At 55.7% G+C, this 12,534-nt stretch carries 12 protein-coding genes and 1 other RNA gene; 8 read left to right on the forward strand and 5 right to left on the reverse strand.

What is annotated here, in order from left to right:
- Positions 1-58: 58 nt before the first annotated feature.
- Entirely contained in the window at positions 59-1,759 is a 1,701-nt protein-coding gene (locus tag AC3Y5R_RS07455; protein WP_489920802.1) for an SgrR family transcriptional regulator, read from the reverse strand.
- 95 nt (positions 1,760-1,854) lie between these two features.
- Here AC3Y5R_RS07455 and cof point away from each other — a divergent pair, with 95 nt between their 5' ends.
- The gene (cof, locus tag AC3Y5R_RS07460) at positions 1,855-2,676 is read left to right on the forward strand and encodes an HMP-PP phosphatase (RefSeq protein WP_489920803.1); all 822 of its coding nucleotides are present in this window, start codon (positions 1,855-1,857) and stop codon (positions 2,674-2,676) included.
- A 79-nt stretch (positions 2,677-2,755) separates the two neighbouring features.
- Here cof and AC3Y5R_RS07465 read toward each other — a convergent pair whose 3' ends face one another.
- Entirely contained in the window at positions 2,756-3,793 is a 1,038-nt protein-coding gene (locus AC3Y5R_RS07465; protein ID WP_489920804.1) for a PLP-dependent cysteine synthase family protein, read from the reverse strand.
- A gap of 114 nt (positions 3,794-3,907) precedes the next feature.
- Between AC3Y5R_RS07465 and AC3Y5R_RS07470 the strand changes: the two genes are divergently transcribed.
- From AC3Y5R_RS07470 to amtB, 5 genes are all read left to right on the forward strand, one after another.
- Positions 3,908-4,366: an Lrp/AsnC family transcriptional regulator gene (locus tag AC3Y5R_RS07470; RefSeq protein WP_158783289.1), complete on the forward strand. Its 459-nt coding sequence runs from the start codon at positions 3,908-3,910 to the stop codon at positions 4,364-4,366.
- A gap of 47 nt (positions 4,367-4,413) precedes the next feature.
- Positions 4,414-6,180, forward strand: coding sequence for a SmdA family multidrug ABC transporter permease/ATP-binding protein (locus tag AC3Y5R_RS07475; RefSeq protein WP_489920805.1), 1,767 nt, complete (start codon positions 4,414-4,416; stop codon positions 6,178-6,180).
- Positions 6,173-7,942: a SmdB family multidrug efflux ABC transporter permease/ATP-binding protein gene (locus tag AC3Y5R_RS07480; RefSeq protein ID WP_489920806.1), complete on the forward strand. Its 1,770-nt coding sequence runs from the start codon at positions 6,173-6,175 to the stop codon at positions 7,940-7,942. Before AC3Y5R_RS07475 ends, AC3Y5R_RS07480 begins: the two co-directional genes overlap by 8 nt.
- Positions 7,943-8,207: 265 nt before the next feature.
- Positions 8,208-8,546 (forward strand): P-II family nitrogen regulator, encoded by a 339-nt coding sequence (gene glnK / locus AC3Y5R_RS07485; protein WP_009114005.1) that lies wholly within the window; start codon positions 8,208-8,210, stop codon positions 8,544-8,546.
- A gap of 35 nt (positions 8,547-8,581) precedes the next feature.
- Positions 8,582-9,871 carry an ammonium transporter AmtB gene (amtB, locus tag AC3Y5R_RS07490; protein WP_158783869.1) on the forward strand — a complete coding sequence of 430 codons (1,290 nt, stop codon included), beginning with the start codon at positions 8,582-8,584 and terminating at the stop codon, positions 9,869-9,871.
- Positions 9,872-9,966: 95 nt separating this feature from the next.
- Here the strand turns inward: amtB and tesB are convergent, their stop codons facing one another.
- On the reverse strand, positions 9,967-10,827 hold the full coding sequence (gene tesB / locus AC3Y5R_RS07495) for an acyl-CoA thioesterase II (RefSeq protein WP_489920807.1): 861 nt from the start codon (positions 10,825-10,827) through the stop codon (positions 9,967-9,969).
- A 214-nt stretch (positions 10,828-11,041) separates the two neighbouring features.
- Here tesB and AC3Y5R_RS07500 point away from each other — a divergent pair, with 214 nt between their 5' ends.
- Positions 11,042-11,599, forward strand: a complete 558-nt coding sequence (locus AC3Y5R_RS07500) for a YbaY family lipoprotein (protein WP_489920808.1) — start codon at positions 11,042-11,044, stop codon at positions 11,597-11,599.
- A gap of 24 nt (positions 11,600-11,623) precedes the next feature.
- Here the strand turns inward: AC3Y5R_RS07500 and AC3Y5R_RS07505 are convergent, their stop codons facing one another.
- Positions 11,624-11,935 carry an MGMT family protein gene (locus AC3Y5R_RS07505; protein ID WP_489920809.1) on the reverse strand — a complete coding sequence of 104 codons (312 nt, stop codon included), beginning with the start codon at positions 11,933-11,935 and terminating at the stop codon, positions 11,624-11,626.
- A 225-nt stretch (positions 11,936-12,160) separates the two neighbouring features.
- Between AC3Y5R_RS07505 and ffs the strand changes: the two genes are divergently transcribed.
- An RNA gene (gene ffs, locus AC3Y5R_RS07510) (signal recognition particle sRNA small type) lies at positions 12,161-12,257 on the forward strand.
- Between the two features lie 50 nt (positions 12,258-12,307).
- On the opposite strand, the gene hha is transcribed toward ffs, so the two are convergent.
- On the reverse strand, positions 12,308-12,526 hold the full coding sequence (gene hha / locus AC3Y5R_RS07515; RefSeq protein WP_158783865.1) for a hemolysin expression-modulating protein Hha: 219 nt from the start codon (positions 12,524-12,526) through the stop codon (positions 12,308-12,310).
- Between the last annotated feature and the right edge of the window lie 8 nt (positions 12,527-12,534).

Genomic DNA, 12,534 nt, shown 5'->3' on the forward strand with positions numbered 1-12,534 from the left:
CCTTATTTATTTGTTGCGCCGTATGGTACTGCCTGATGGAGCGGAAGCCCAGACCTGTTCACGGGATTGCCACCGGCGGCGGGATCCACGCGCGGGAAAAATCAAACCATCCCCAGGCATTCAGCGCGATGCCTTCCACGCCCGGCGGGGCGCTGACCTGATAACGATAGTTGAACAGTGGCGTCACTGCCGCCCGTGCCATCAGCTGTTGAAACGTCTCACGCAGCCCCTGCAGGCGCAGCGCTTCATCAGGCTCCTGCTGAATTTTGCTGAGCCTGTTCAGCAGTCTGGCAAAATCCTTTTTTCCCAAAACCGCCGGCCATAACGGATCGAGCCGCAGCCAGCTTTCCAGGGTAAACTCCGGCGCTTCACCAATCAGCCGGTCGCCCATAATAATATCGGCGCTCTCCAGTCCGTTGTAGCCCCGCCAGTCTTTTCCGTTGTGGAAATGCAGCGTCAGTTCGCAGCCTTCCCCGGCCAGCACCTCTTTAAGTTTTTCCGCCATCACATGCAGCTCAACCGGCAGGTGGTAGTGCAGGCTGAGCTTCTCCGGCAAAGGCTCGTCATGGTATGGCTGCGTTTCAGGCAGGGACCAGCCGGGCAGCATCTCCTGGCTGGGCATGATCAGACCTTCTTCCAGCGGTAGCTGATCGACCAGCTGCTTACGGCGGATTAACGTCATCAGTGACAGTGCCTGCCAGGCCGAGAGGTTGGTGTTGGGGCGCAGGGCCAGATAGCAAAAGCCCAGGCTGATGCGGCGGCTGACCGGACGCAGCAGCGACAGTTCATGATTCTCACCGATAGCAATCTGTACCGGATGGCGGCAGCTGGAGCCAAGCGCTTTATCGAACAACTGCGGGGTGATCCAGTATTCCACCGCCTGCATCAGCGGCAGGGCACCATGATAGCGTTCATGGTTCTCAATTCTGACCAGCCCGGCAGACCAGCTGGCCAGACGCCACGGACCGGTGCCCAGTTGTTTATCTTCCGGATGGGTCAGCAGGCAGGGTACGGTAGCCAGGCGGTAAGCCAGCCAGTTGTCCGGTTGATGCAGATCGATGCGCAGGCACATTGCCTGCGGCAGGGAAAGCGACTTAACGCTGCTCAGCAGCCGTTGTCCTTCCGGGTTAGCCAGTATCTGTTGCAGGCGTTGCAGTAGCTGTTGTGAAGAGACTCGCTCACCGTTGTGCCAGTAAAGTTGCGGGCGCAGGAAGAAAAACCAGCTCAGCCCGTCTTCACTGCACTGCCAGTGGTGGGCCAGATCGGCCACTACCTGATCATCTTCGAAGCGCGTCAGGCCGGAAAACAGCTGTTTCGCCAGATGCTGCTCCGCCCGTCCGGGCAGTTCTGAGGGATCGAGTGGATCGAGCTGCCGGTAGTAAGGGATACGTAACGTAGGGCGGTCATCCAGCCACTGGCCGCCCATAAAGGGTTTCAGCAGCTGGCTGAGCTGATCCGGTTCGATCTGCACCAGCTGCAGGGCCTGATGAGGCAACCCCTGATCGAGCTGTTGTTGCAGCAGGCCACTGCGCAGGTGCTCGGGAGATTCGATAAAACTCAACTCGCCGCGTTTGCCCCGGCCGGGCTGCGAATGCCAGCTCAGCCAGCCCTGCTGCTGCCATTGGCTGAGCAGGGTACGGGCATGCCGCTCGCTGCAGAAGCAGTGCAGGGCAATCTCTGCCACGCTGGTCAGCTGCATTTTGCCCTGACTGATTTGCCACAGGCGCTGATACTGGTTAAGGCGATTGAGCTGACGCATAGTAAACCCGGAACAGTTTTTCAAAAGTATTCACTATTAGTTCCGTAAATACCAGGGGATACTCAGCCATCGGTGAATCATCTTCAGGAGTGGCAATGGCTCGTCTGGCAGCGTTTGATATGGATGGCACTTTATTGATGCCTGACCATCAGTTAGGAACGACCACCATCAGGGCGCTCCATGCGCTGGCGGAACGCGGCGTGGTCCTGGCTTTTGCCACCGGTCGTCACTGGCAGGAGATGCAGCCGCTGATTGCCGGTTTGCAGCTCAGTGCTTATCTGATCAGCGGTAACGGCACCCGCGTTCATGACCAGCAGGGCAATTTGCTGGCAGGCACTGACCTGTCACCGGAGGTGGCCGAACAGGTGATCCACACCCGCTGGGATACCACTGCCAGTCTGCACGTGTTCAACGACGACGGCTGGCTGACACAGGACGATGTCCCGGAAGTTCTCCATGCCCATCAGATGAGTGGTTTCCGCTATCAGCTCACCGACCTGAAACGCCTTCCGGCACACCAGGTGACGAAAATTTGTTTTATTGCCGATCATGAAGAGCTTTGCCAGCTACAGGGTCAGTTGCGTGATGCACTGGGCGATCGTGCCCATTTCTGTTTCTCTGCGCGGCACTGTCTGGAAGTGATGCCGGTGGGCTGTAATAAAGGCAGCGCGCTGGCTGCGCTGACCGCCTCGCTGGACCTGAGCCTGGCTGAGTGCATGGCCTTTGGCGACGCCATGAACGACCGTGAAATGCTGGAAAGCGTCGGACGCGGTTTTATCATGGGCAATGCGATGAGCCAGCTGAAAGCGCTGCTGCCCCATTTACCCGTTATCGGACATTGCGAGACACAGGGCGTGTCTCATTATCTTAACCACTGGCTTACCAACCCAAACCTCGCCTATTCCCCCGAATACTGAGGCCCGCTTCCAGTGTGCCGGAGAGGATGTCCGGCTTTTTATCAGCCACCCGGCCACCAGACCAGCCATGTATGCAAACTTAATCCAGAAGCTGTTGCTGCCATGCGCTGATATCACCGATGTTCTGCGTCACCCATTCCGGATTGTAGTAAGTCTCCAGATAACGCTCGCCGCTGTCGCACATCAACGTAACAATCGAACCATTGCGATTCTCTTCCTTCATCCATTTCGCTACCGTCAGGGCACCCCAGACATTGGTACCGGTGGACGGCCCTGCTTTACGCCCCAGCTGTTTCTCCAGCCACAGCATGGTGGCGATACTGGCGGCGTCGGGCACTTTGAGCATCTGATCGACCACTTCAGTAATAAAAGAGGGCTCGACGCGCGGACGACCGATCCCTTCAATTTTGCTGCCGCAGGCATTGCTCAGTGACATGTCACGCAGGTGCCAGTATTCGAAGAAGACTGAATTTTCCGGATCCACCACCATCAGCTTAGTCGGATGGCCCTGATAGCGCAGGTAGCGGCCCAGAGTAGCCGAGGTGCCGCCCGTACCGGCGCTCATTACAATGGTGTCCGGAATGGGGAACGGCTCGCTCTTCATCTGCTGAAAAATACTGTCGGCGATATTGTTATTGCCGCGCCAGTCGGTTGCGCGCTCCGCATAGGTGAACTGATCCATAAAATGGCCGTTCAGCTCGCGAGCCAGCCGCTCTGATTCTGCATACATCTGGCAGGGATCGGAGACAAAGTGGCAGCGGCCGCCGTAGAAAGCGATCTGTTCGACTTTGCGCTTTGCGGTGGTCGCAGGCATCACTGCAATAAACGGCAGGCCGAGCAAACGGGCAAAATAGGCTTCGGAAACGGCGGTACTGCCCGAAGAGGCTTCGATAATCGGCGTGCCTTCTTTAATCCAGCCGTTGCACAAGCCATAGAGAAACAGCGATCGCGCCAGCCGGTGCTTGAGGCTGCCGCTCGGATGGGTGCTTTCATCTTTCAGGTAGAGCCAGATGCCAGGATAAGCAGGCAGCGGCACCCGCATCAGGTGGGTATCGGCCGAGCGCTGCACATCGGCGTTAATCTCTTGTATTGCACGGGAAACCCATGAGTCGTTCATCTGTTCTGCCCTGGTGAAATTTTGCTAAAGAGTACGGCATTAACGGGAAAAAAGGTTTACTCTCTTTGCTTTATAATCGGCCTTTAAGAGAAATTTATTCTCCTGGAGTGGCAAATGACAGATAAAACCGACCTGAAACTACTGGCGCTCCTGCAGCAGGACTGTACGCTGTCGCTGCAGGCGCTGGCTGATGCGGTCCATCTGACCACTACGCCGTGCTGGAAACGCTTGAAAAGGCTGGAAGATGAGGGCTATATTCGCGGCCGGGTGGCGCTGTTAGATCCGGAGAAACTCTCACTGTCACTCACTGCCTTTATGTTGATCAAAACTCAGCAGCACAGCAGCAGCTGGTATCAGCAGTTCGTTGAAGTGGTGCAGGGGATGCCGGAAGTGATGGGTTGCTACCGCATGGCCGGGGAATACGACTACCTCCTGCGTATTCAGGTAGCCGATATGAAGACTTACGATGCCTTTTATAAGCGTTTAGTGAACGGGGTTCCAGGTTTGCTGGACGTCACTTCGAGCTTTGCGATGGAAGAGATAAAATACACCACGGCGTTGCCGCTGAACTGATGGCCGCCTGATGATCACCTCGCTCAATCTTAACCGGGATGTTTACTGTGCGACTGTTTAGCCAATTAAGCTGGTACTTTATTCGCGAATGGCGGCGCTATCTGGGGGCCGTGTTCCTGCTGATTATTATCGCGTTGCTACAGCTGCTGCCACCGAAAATTGTTGGCATTATTGTGGATGGCGTGACTCACCAACAGATGAGCGGATCGCGGCTGATGATGTGGATCGGCGTAATGCTGATCACTGCCGTGGTGGTCTATCTGCTGCGTTACGTCTGGCGTGTGCTGTTGTTCGGTGCTTCTTATCAGCTGGCGGTTGAACTCCGCCAGGACTTTTACCGGCAGCTTAGCCGTCAGCACCCTGAATTCTACCTGCGCCATCGTACCGGGGATCTTATCGCCCGCGCGACCAACGATGTGGATCGCGTAGTGTTCGCCGCTGGCGAAGGGGTGCTGACGCTGGTCGATTCGCTGGTGATGGGGCTGGCAGTGCTGATCGTGATGAGCACGCAAATCAGCTGGCAGCTGACCCTGCTGGCGCTGTTGCCGATGCCGATCATGGCGCTGGTGATCAAGCGCTATGGCGATCAGCTGCATCAGCGCTTCAAGCTGGCGCAGGCGGCGTTCTCCTCGCTGAACGATCAGACTCAGGAAAGCCTGACCAGTATCCGGATGATCAAGGCTTTCGGCCTGGAAGATCACCAGTCCGGACAGTTTGCCGAAATCGCCCGCGACACCGGGAAGAAAAACCTGCGCGTGGCCCGCGTTGATGCCCGTTTTGATCCCACAATCTATATCGCTATCGGCATGTCTAACCTGCTGGCGGTTGGCGGCGGCAGCTGGCTGGTCTGGCACGGCGAGATGACGCTGGGGCAACTGACCAGCTTTGTGATGTATCTGGGCCTGATGATCTGGCCAATGCTGGCGCTGGCGTGGATGTTTAATATCGTGGAGCGTGGCAGCGCGGCGTGGAGCAGGATCCGTTCGCTGCTGGCCGAGGCTCCGGCGGTGGAAGACGGCAGCAAAACACTGCCGGAAGAGCGTGGTCATCTGCAGATTGCCATCCGCGAGTTCTGCTATCCCGGTGCCAGACCTTCATTGCGCCACGTGAATGCCAGCGTTAAACCTGGCCAGATGCTGGGGTTGTGCGGCCCGACCGGCTCAGGAAAAAGTACCCTGCTGAGTCTGATCCAGCGCCACTTTGATATCGCTCAGGGCGATATTCGCTACCACGGCATTCCGCTGCCGCAGATCCGGCTGGACAGCTGGCGCAGCCGGATGGCGGTGGTCAGCCAGACCCCTTTCCTGTTCTCTGATACGGTAGCCAACAATATTGCGCTGGGGCGTCCTGCGGCCAGCCGGGTAGACATTGAACAGGCCGCAAGACTGGCCAACGTTCATGATGACATTCTGCGGCTGCCGCAGGGTTACGAGACCGAAGTCGGCGAGCGTGGCGTGATGTTGTCCGGCGGGCAGAAGCAGCGCATCTCCATTGCCAGGGCGCTGCTGCTGGATGCCGAAATCCTGATCCTCGATGATGCGCTTTCGGCAGTGGATGGCCGCACCGAGCATCTGATCCTGCATAACCTCCGGAGGTGGGGAGCAGGAAGAACGGTAATTATCAGCGCTCACCGGCTCTCGGCACTGACTGAAGCCAGTGAAATTCTGGTGATGCAGAATGGCGCTGTGGCCCAGCGCGGCCGGCACGAAGACCTGGCTGTGCAAAGCGGTTGGTATCAGGATATGTATCGTTATCAGCAACTTGAAGCCGCCCTGGACGAAGATGAAATCGAGAAGGGGGTTCCCCATGGCTAATCTGCCCCAACTCTGGCCGACGTTAAAAAGGCTGTTGAGTTATGGATCGCCGTGGCGTAAATCCCTCGGGCTGGCGGTACTGTTGCTGTGGATCGCGGCGGCGGCGGAAGTGCTTGGCCCGGTGCTGGTCAGCTATTTTATCGACAATATGGTGGCAAAACACCGTATGCCGGTGGGGCTGGTGGCCGGTCTGGCAGTCAGCTTTATCCTGCTGCAAATCCTTGCGGCCTCGCTGCATTACTGGCAGTCGCTGCTGTTCAACCAGGCCGCTGTCGGGGTGGTTCAGCGCCTGCGTACGGACGTGATGGATGCCGCACTGCGACAGCCTCTGAGCGCCTTTGATACTCAGCCAGTCGGGCAAATAATTTCCCGCGTGACCAACGATACTGAAGTGGTCCGCGACCTCTACGTCACGGTGGTGGCGACCGTGCTACGCAGCGCCGCGCTTATTGGTGCAATGCTGGTGGCGATGTTCAGTCTGGACTGGCGGATGGCGTTGGTCGCTCTCGCCATCTTCCCGGCAGTGATCGCCGTCATGTTGATCTACCAGCGTTACAGCACACCAATTGTGCGTCGGGTGCGTAGTTATCTGGCCGATATCAATAACGGCTTCAATGAAGTGATTAATGGGATGAGTGTGATCCAGCAGTTCCGCCAGCAGGCCCGCTTTGGAGAACGAATGGGCGAGGCCAGCCGTTCCCACTATCTGGCAAGGATGGAGACACTGCGACTGGACGGCTTCCTGCTGCGTCCGCTGCTCAGTTTGTTCTCCGCGCTGATCCTCTGCGGGTTGCTTATGCTGTTTGGCTTCTCTTCCGGAGGCAGCTTTGAAGTGGGCGTGCTCTATGCGTTTATCAGCTATCTCGGCAGGTTGAATGAGCCGCTGATCGAGCTGACCACTCAGCAGTCGATGTTGCAGCAGGCAGTGGTGGCAGGCGAGCGGATCTTTGAGCTGATGGATGCGCCGCGCCAGCGCTATGGCAGTGATACCCGGCCGTTGACGTCGGGGACCATCGATATCGAAAATCTGACCTTTGCCTATCGCGACGACCGCAACGTTCTCAGCGATATCAACCTGCAGGTGCCGTCCCGAAACTTTGTGGCGCTGGTGGGGCACACCGGCAGCGGAAAAAGCACCCTCGCCAACCTGATGATGGGGTATTACCCCATCGTTCAGGGTGAAATTCGCCTTGATGGAAGGCCGCTTACTTCGCTCACCCACAGTGCACTGAGGCAGAGTGTGGCAATGGTACAGCAGGATCCGGTGGTGCTGGCCGACACTTTCTTTGCCAATGTTACGCTCGGGCGGGATATCAGTGAAGAGGCGGTGTGGCAGGCTCTGGAAACGGTGCAGCTGGCAGGGCTGGCAAGAGGCCTGGCTGACGGCATTCATACCCGGCTGGGTGAGCAGGGTAACACTCTGTCGGTCGGGCAGAAACAGTTGCTGGCCATGGCCCGTGTGCTGGTGGCCGCACCGGAAATCCTGATCCTTGATGAAGCCACGGCCAACATCGATTCCGGCACTGAGCAGGCTATTCAGAAAGCTCTGCGGGCGGTTCGCCAGCAGACCACGCTGGTGGTCATTGCCCACCGTCTTTCCACCATTACCGAGGCGGACACCATTCTGGTGTTGCACCGTGGCCGTGCCGTGGAGCAGGGGAGCCACCGGGAGCTGCTGGAGAAACAGGGGCGCTACTGGCAAATGTATCAGTTACAGCTGGTCGGAGAAGAGCTGGAGGCTGGTGAAGCACTGAAAATCTGACCGTCTCGCTGCACCAATAACAGGCGCGAACCGACCTTAAAATGGTCTTTTGCACAGCCTTGAATCATTACGCACCTTTATGGTGCGTTTTTTGTGGCTGCTTTATCCCCCAAAGGCATATGCGAAATTTAGCAGCGAGGGGCAGACTCAGAGCCGGACTGACTAATCGTCTGAAAAATGCCATTTTTAAATATATGGCACAGCCTTTGCTTTAATCAGTCCATGTCGGGCGAAACAACTGTTTTTAATACCTGGAGGGGATCGTATGAAGCTGGTTACCGTGGTAATCAAACCGTTTAAATTAGAAGACGTGCGTGAAGCACTGTCCTCTATCGGTATTCAGGGGCTGACCGTAACCGAAGTGAAAGGTTTTGGTCGCCAGAAAGGGCATGCAGAGCTTTATCGCGGTGCTGAGTACAGCGTGAACTTCCTGCCAAAAGTAAAAATAGACATTGCGATTGCAGACGATCAGCTTGATGAAGTGATTGATGTGATTAGCAAAGCTGCATACACCGGTAAAATTGGTGACGGTAAGATCTTTGTTGCAGAACTGCAGCGAGTCATTCGTATCCGTACTGGCGAAACTGACGAAGCCGCACTGTAATCTCGGGGCTAAGAATTGTGATGGGATGGGATAAAATGAACAAAAAACTCGCTGTATTTGGCCTTGCCAGCCTGACCCTGTTACCGTCGCTCGCGATGGCGGCAGCACCGGTGGTGGTAGATAAAGCCGACAACGCCTTTATGATGATTTGCACCGCGCTGGTGTTGTTTATGACGTTACCCGGCATTGCCCTGTTTTACGGCGGCCTGATCCGCGCTAAAAACGTGCTATCGATGATGACCCAGGTCTCCGTGACCTTCGCTATGGTTTGCGTGCTGTGGATGGTTTACGGCTATTCACTGGCCTTCAGTGAAGGTAATGCCTTCTTCGGCGGCTTCAGCATGGCGATGTTGAAAAACATCCAGCTGACCGCACTGGTTGGCACTTTCTATCAGTATATCCACGTCTCTTTCCAGGCTTCTTTCGCATGTATCACCGTGGGGCTGATTGTTGGTTCAATCGCTGAACGTGTTCGCTTCTCCGCGGTACTGATTTTTGTGGCGATCTGGCTGACCTTTTCCTATCTGCCTATTGCCCATATGGTGTGGTCAGGTGGTCTGCTGGCTCAGGACGGCGCGCTGGACTTCGCGGGCGGTACTGTGGTGCACATCAACGCCGCTGTGGCTGGCCTGGTTGGGGCTTATCTGGTGGGCAAACGTGCTGGTTTTGGTAAAGAAGCCTTTAAACCACACAATCTGCCAATGGTCTTCACCGGTACCGCAATTCTGTATGTGGGCTGGTTCGGCTTTAACGCTGGCTCCGCCAGTGCAGCCAATGAAATCGCGGGCCTGGCCTTCCTGAACACCGTAATGGCAACTGCCGGTGCGATGCTGAGCTGGACCTTCGGTGAGTGGGCTCTGCGCGGCAAACCTTCACTGCTGGGCGTTTGCTCTGGCGTGATTGCCGGTCTGGTGGCTATTACCCCAGCTTGTGGTTATGTGGGTGTTGGCGGTGCGTTGATTATCGGTATTGTGGGGGGGCTGGCTGGCCTGTGGGGTGTGACCACCCTGAAGAAATGGCTGCGCGTGGATGACCCTTGTGATGTGTTCGGTGTACACGGCGTGTGTGGCATCGTGGGCTGTATCCTGACTGGTGTGTTCGCTTCCTCTTCTCTGGGTGGCGTGGGTTATGCCGAAGGCGTGACCATGGCTCACCAGGTCTGGATCCAGTTGTTCAGCGTCGGTGTGACCATTGTCTGGACCGGTGTGGTTGCCTTTATCGCCTTTAAAGTGGCTGACATGATTGTAGGTCTGCGTGTTCCGGAAGATCAGGAGCGTGAAGGTCTGGATGTAAACAGCCACGGTGAGAATGCTTACAACCAGTAAGCTGAGCGTAAGAAAAGCAGTGCGACTTTAAAACAATAAAATGACAAACGGCCCCGTAAGGGGCCGTTTTACGTTGTGCAGAAAGAAGAACGGCATTACTGACGAACGCGCATCACCCCTTCCTGTACCGTGGAGGCGACCAGCGTGCCGTCCTGAGTATAGAATTCGCCCCGTACAAATCCCCTGGCACCAGAGGCTGAAGTGCTCTCCACGCTGTACAGCAGCCACTGATTCAAATCGAACGGCCGGTGGAACCACATTGAATGGTCAATTGTCGCGACCTGCATTCCCGGCTCGAGAAAACCTTTGCCGTGCGGCTGCAACGCCACCGGCAGGAAATTGAAGTCCGAGGCATAACCCAGCAGATACTGGTGGGTGCGTTTGTCTTGCGGCATTGTCCCGTTAGCCCGTAGCCAGACGTGACGCACCGGCTCATCAACATGGCCTTTCAGCGGGTTGTTGAATTTCACCGGGCGAATTTCAAAAGGCTTTTCCGACAGGAATTTTCCCCGCGCTCTTTCCGGAATGAAATGTGAGAGCTGTTTAGCGATCTCGCTTTCGGTTGGCAGATCTTCCGGACCCACGACCTGTGGCATTGGCTTCTGATGCTCAAATCCGGTTTCCGGAGCCTGGAATGACGCGGTCATATAAAAAATCGGGTGGCCATTCTGGATAGCACTGACGCGCCTGGCGCTGAAGCTTTGCCCGTCACGCAGCGTCTCCACATCATAAATAATCGCCTTCTGACTGTCGCCGGGACGCAGGAAATAGCTGTGGAAGGAGTGAATGATGCGATCGGCTGGCACCGTTTGCTTGGCGGCATAGAGTGCCTGACCCACCACCTGACCTCCAAACACCTGGCGCAGGCCCAGATCTTCACTCTGGCCGCGGAACAGCCCCTCTTCCAGCTTTTCCAGATTCAATAAATTTAACAGGTCTTGTAGTGCGTGACTCATCACGGCGTCCTCAATAGTAGTCTCCCTGTCAGTTTGCGAGATCCGACCAGTTTCCGTCAACGGGTTGGGGCACGAATAGGCAGCGGAAAAGCGTAATCGCAGGGCTTGCAGGAAAATATCAGTAATTTGTGCCAGAATTAAGACTTACGGAACAGGGAATCTCTGTCTGTAATGAACCGAGATAATTTGCATTGATCATAAGGAGAATAAATCAATGAAAGTCTGGCCAATGCTTACTGGTGCTGCTCTGGTGGTTGCGCTCTCCGGCTGTGCGGAGAAAGGAAAAGATGTGCCAACGGCAACGCTGGCTTCCCAGGTGGCGGGAGAGCAGTCGACGATCCGTCAGCCAAACGTCAGTGGTTCCCTTTATATTCGTCAGAGAGTGGCCCTGCCGCCTGACGCAGTTCTGACCGTGACGCTGTCGGATGCTTCGCTTGCGGATGCACCGTCCAAAGTCCTCTCCCAGCGCGTGGTGAGAACCGACGGTAAACAGGCACCCTTCAAATTTATCCTGCCCTATAATCCGGCGGACATTCAGCCAAATGCCCGGATATTGCTGAGCGCGGCGATTACTGTTGACGGCAAACTGGCCTTTATTACCGATACGGTAAAACAGGTGATCAATAACGGTGGAAATAAAGAAGAGCTGATATTAGTTCCGGTTCCTTCAGTGGCTATTCCGTCGCAGAGTGGGGCGGCAACCACTCTGCCATCCACTTCTCCAACACAAGTTTCGCCATCCTCATCCGTGCCTGCACCTTCCTCTATGTGATTTTTCCGCCCCTCGCGGGGCGGTTTATATTTCCCAGCGGTAGCGGCTGAGGGAGACTCTACCTTCGGCACTCACTTCAATGCCTTCAGCCAGCAGCGCCTGCCGCTGACGATCGAGATTATCTCCCGTTAAGGAAATTTCCCCCATCCGGTTAATGACCCTATACCACGGCAGCTTGCTGCCTCTGGGCAGGCGCTTCAGTACGCCACCAACCTGACGCGCGGCGCGCGGCGAACCGGCGAGACGGGCGATTTCACCATAAGTGGTCACTCTGCCATAAGGGATGGCGGCGACAATCTGCCAGATGCGTTGCTGGAAAGTATCTTGTTCAGTCATGGGATTTACCTCTTTCGACCATAACAGTAATCGAAAGTGGGCAACATCTGAAGCGATTTCATGAAGTTATACAGCGAGGCAGCCAGCCAAAAGGAAAGCTTTGAAAACAATCATATAGCAGAGTTGCACAAGAAAACAACGGTCATCGGGGGCGGGCTTGCAATTGCTCCGGGGTTCATTGATAATGCCCTCGCTCCATCACATGGAGCTTTTCAATGGGGGCCCGGTTGGTTCTCCCGCAATGCTAACTTGTGAACTCGGTCAGATCCGGAAGGAAGCAGCCGCAGCAGGTGACGCGTGTGCCGGGATGTAGCTGGCAGGGTCCCCACCCAATTCGACTTTGTCCGAACAGCTCAATATCCCACACCACTTTTATCGCACGAATTTCCAGACTGCTACCGGTACCTTATCGTAGAGCTTATTCATAGTCAGTTCAGCAAGGCGATGGTCAGCAGCAGAATAGAAAACCGCAAGTTCATTATCGGACAATTCGTATTTGTTTTTCTCGATTACTCGTTCAAGAGTATCAATCGAACGACACTTTCTTAAACGCATAAGATAATCAGTTTTGGTCAGAAGTTTATCTGTCATTGTTAAAC

The sequence above is a fragment of the Erwinia sp. 009765445 genome, from assembly GCF_058137865.1.

What these genes read in the sequence shown, in the direction of transcription:
- AC3Y5R_RS07455 (WP_489920802.1), bottom strand. Translation starts at nt 1,759, where the DNA reads ATGCGTCAGCTCAATCGCCTTAACCAGTATCAGCGCCTGTGGCAAATC.
- AC3Y5R_RS07505 (WP_489920809.1), bottom strand. Translation starts at nt 11,935, where the DNA reads ATGACTGAACAAGATACTTTCCAGCAACGCATCTGGCAGATTGTCGCC.
- amtB (WP_158783869.1), top strand. Translation starts at nt 8,582, where the DNA reads ATGAACAAAAAACTCGCTGTATTTGGCCTTGCCAGCCTGACCCTGTTA.
- AC3Y5R_RS07480 (WP_489920806.1), top strand. Translation starts at nt 6,173, where the DNA reads ATGGCTAATCTGCCCCAACTCTGGCCGACGTTAAAAAGGCTGTTGAGT.
- AC3Y5R_RS07470 (WP_158783289.1), top strand. Translation starts at nt 3,908, where the DNA reads ATGACAGATAAAACCGACCTGAAACTACTGGCGCTCCTGCAGCAGGAC.
- glnK (WP_009114005.1), top strand. Translation starts at nt 8,208, where the DNA reads ATGAAGCTGGTTACCGTGGTAATCAAACCGTTTAAATTAGAAGACGTG.
- AC3Y5R_RS07500 (WP_489920808.1), top strand. Translation starts at nt 11,042, where the DNA reads ATGAAAGTCTGGCCAATGCTTACTGGTGCTGCTCTGGTGGTTGCGCTC.
- cof (WP_489920803.1), top strand. Translation starts at nt 1,855, where the DNA reads ATGGCTCGTCTGGCAGCGTTTGATATGGATGGCACTTTATTGATGCCT.
- hha (WP_158783865.1), bottom strand. Translation starts at nt 12,526, where the DNA reads ATGACAGATAAACTTCTGACCAAAACTGATTATCTTATGCGTTTAAGA.
- AC3Y5R_RS07465 (WP_489920804.1), bottom strand. Translation starts at nt 3,793, where the DNA reads ATGAACGACTCATGGGTTTCCCGTGCAATACAAGAGATTAACGCCGAT.
- tesB (WP_489920807.1), bottom strand. Translation starts at nt 10,827, where the DNA reads ATGAGTCACGCACTACAAGACCTGTTAAATTTATTGAATCTGGAAAAG.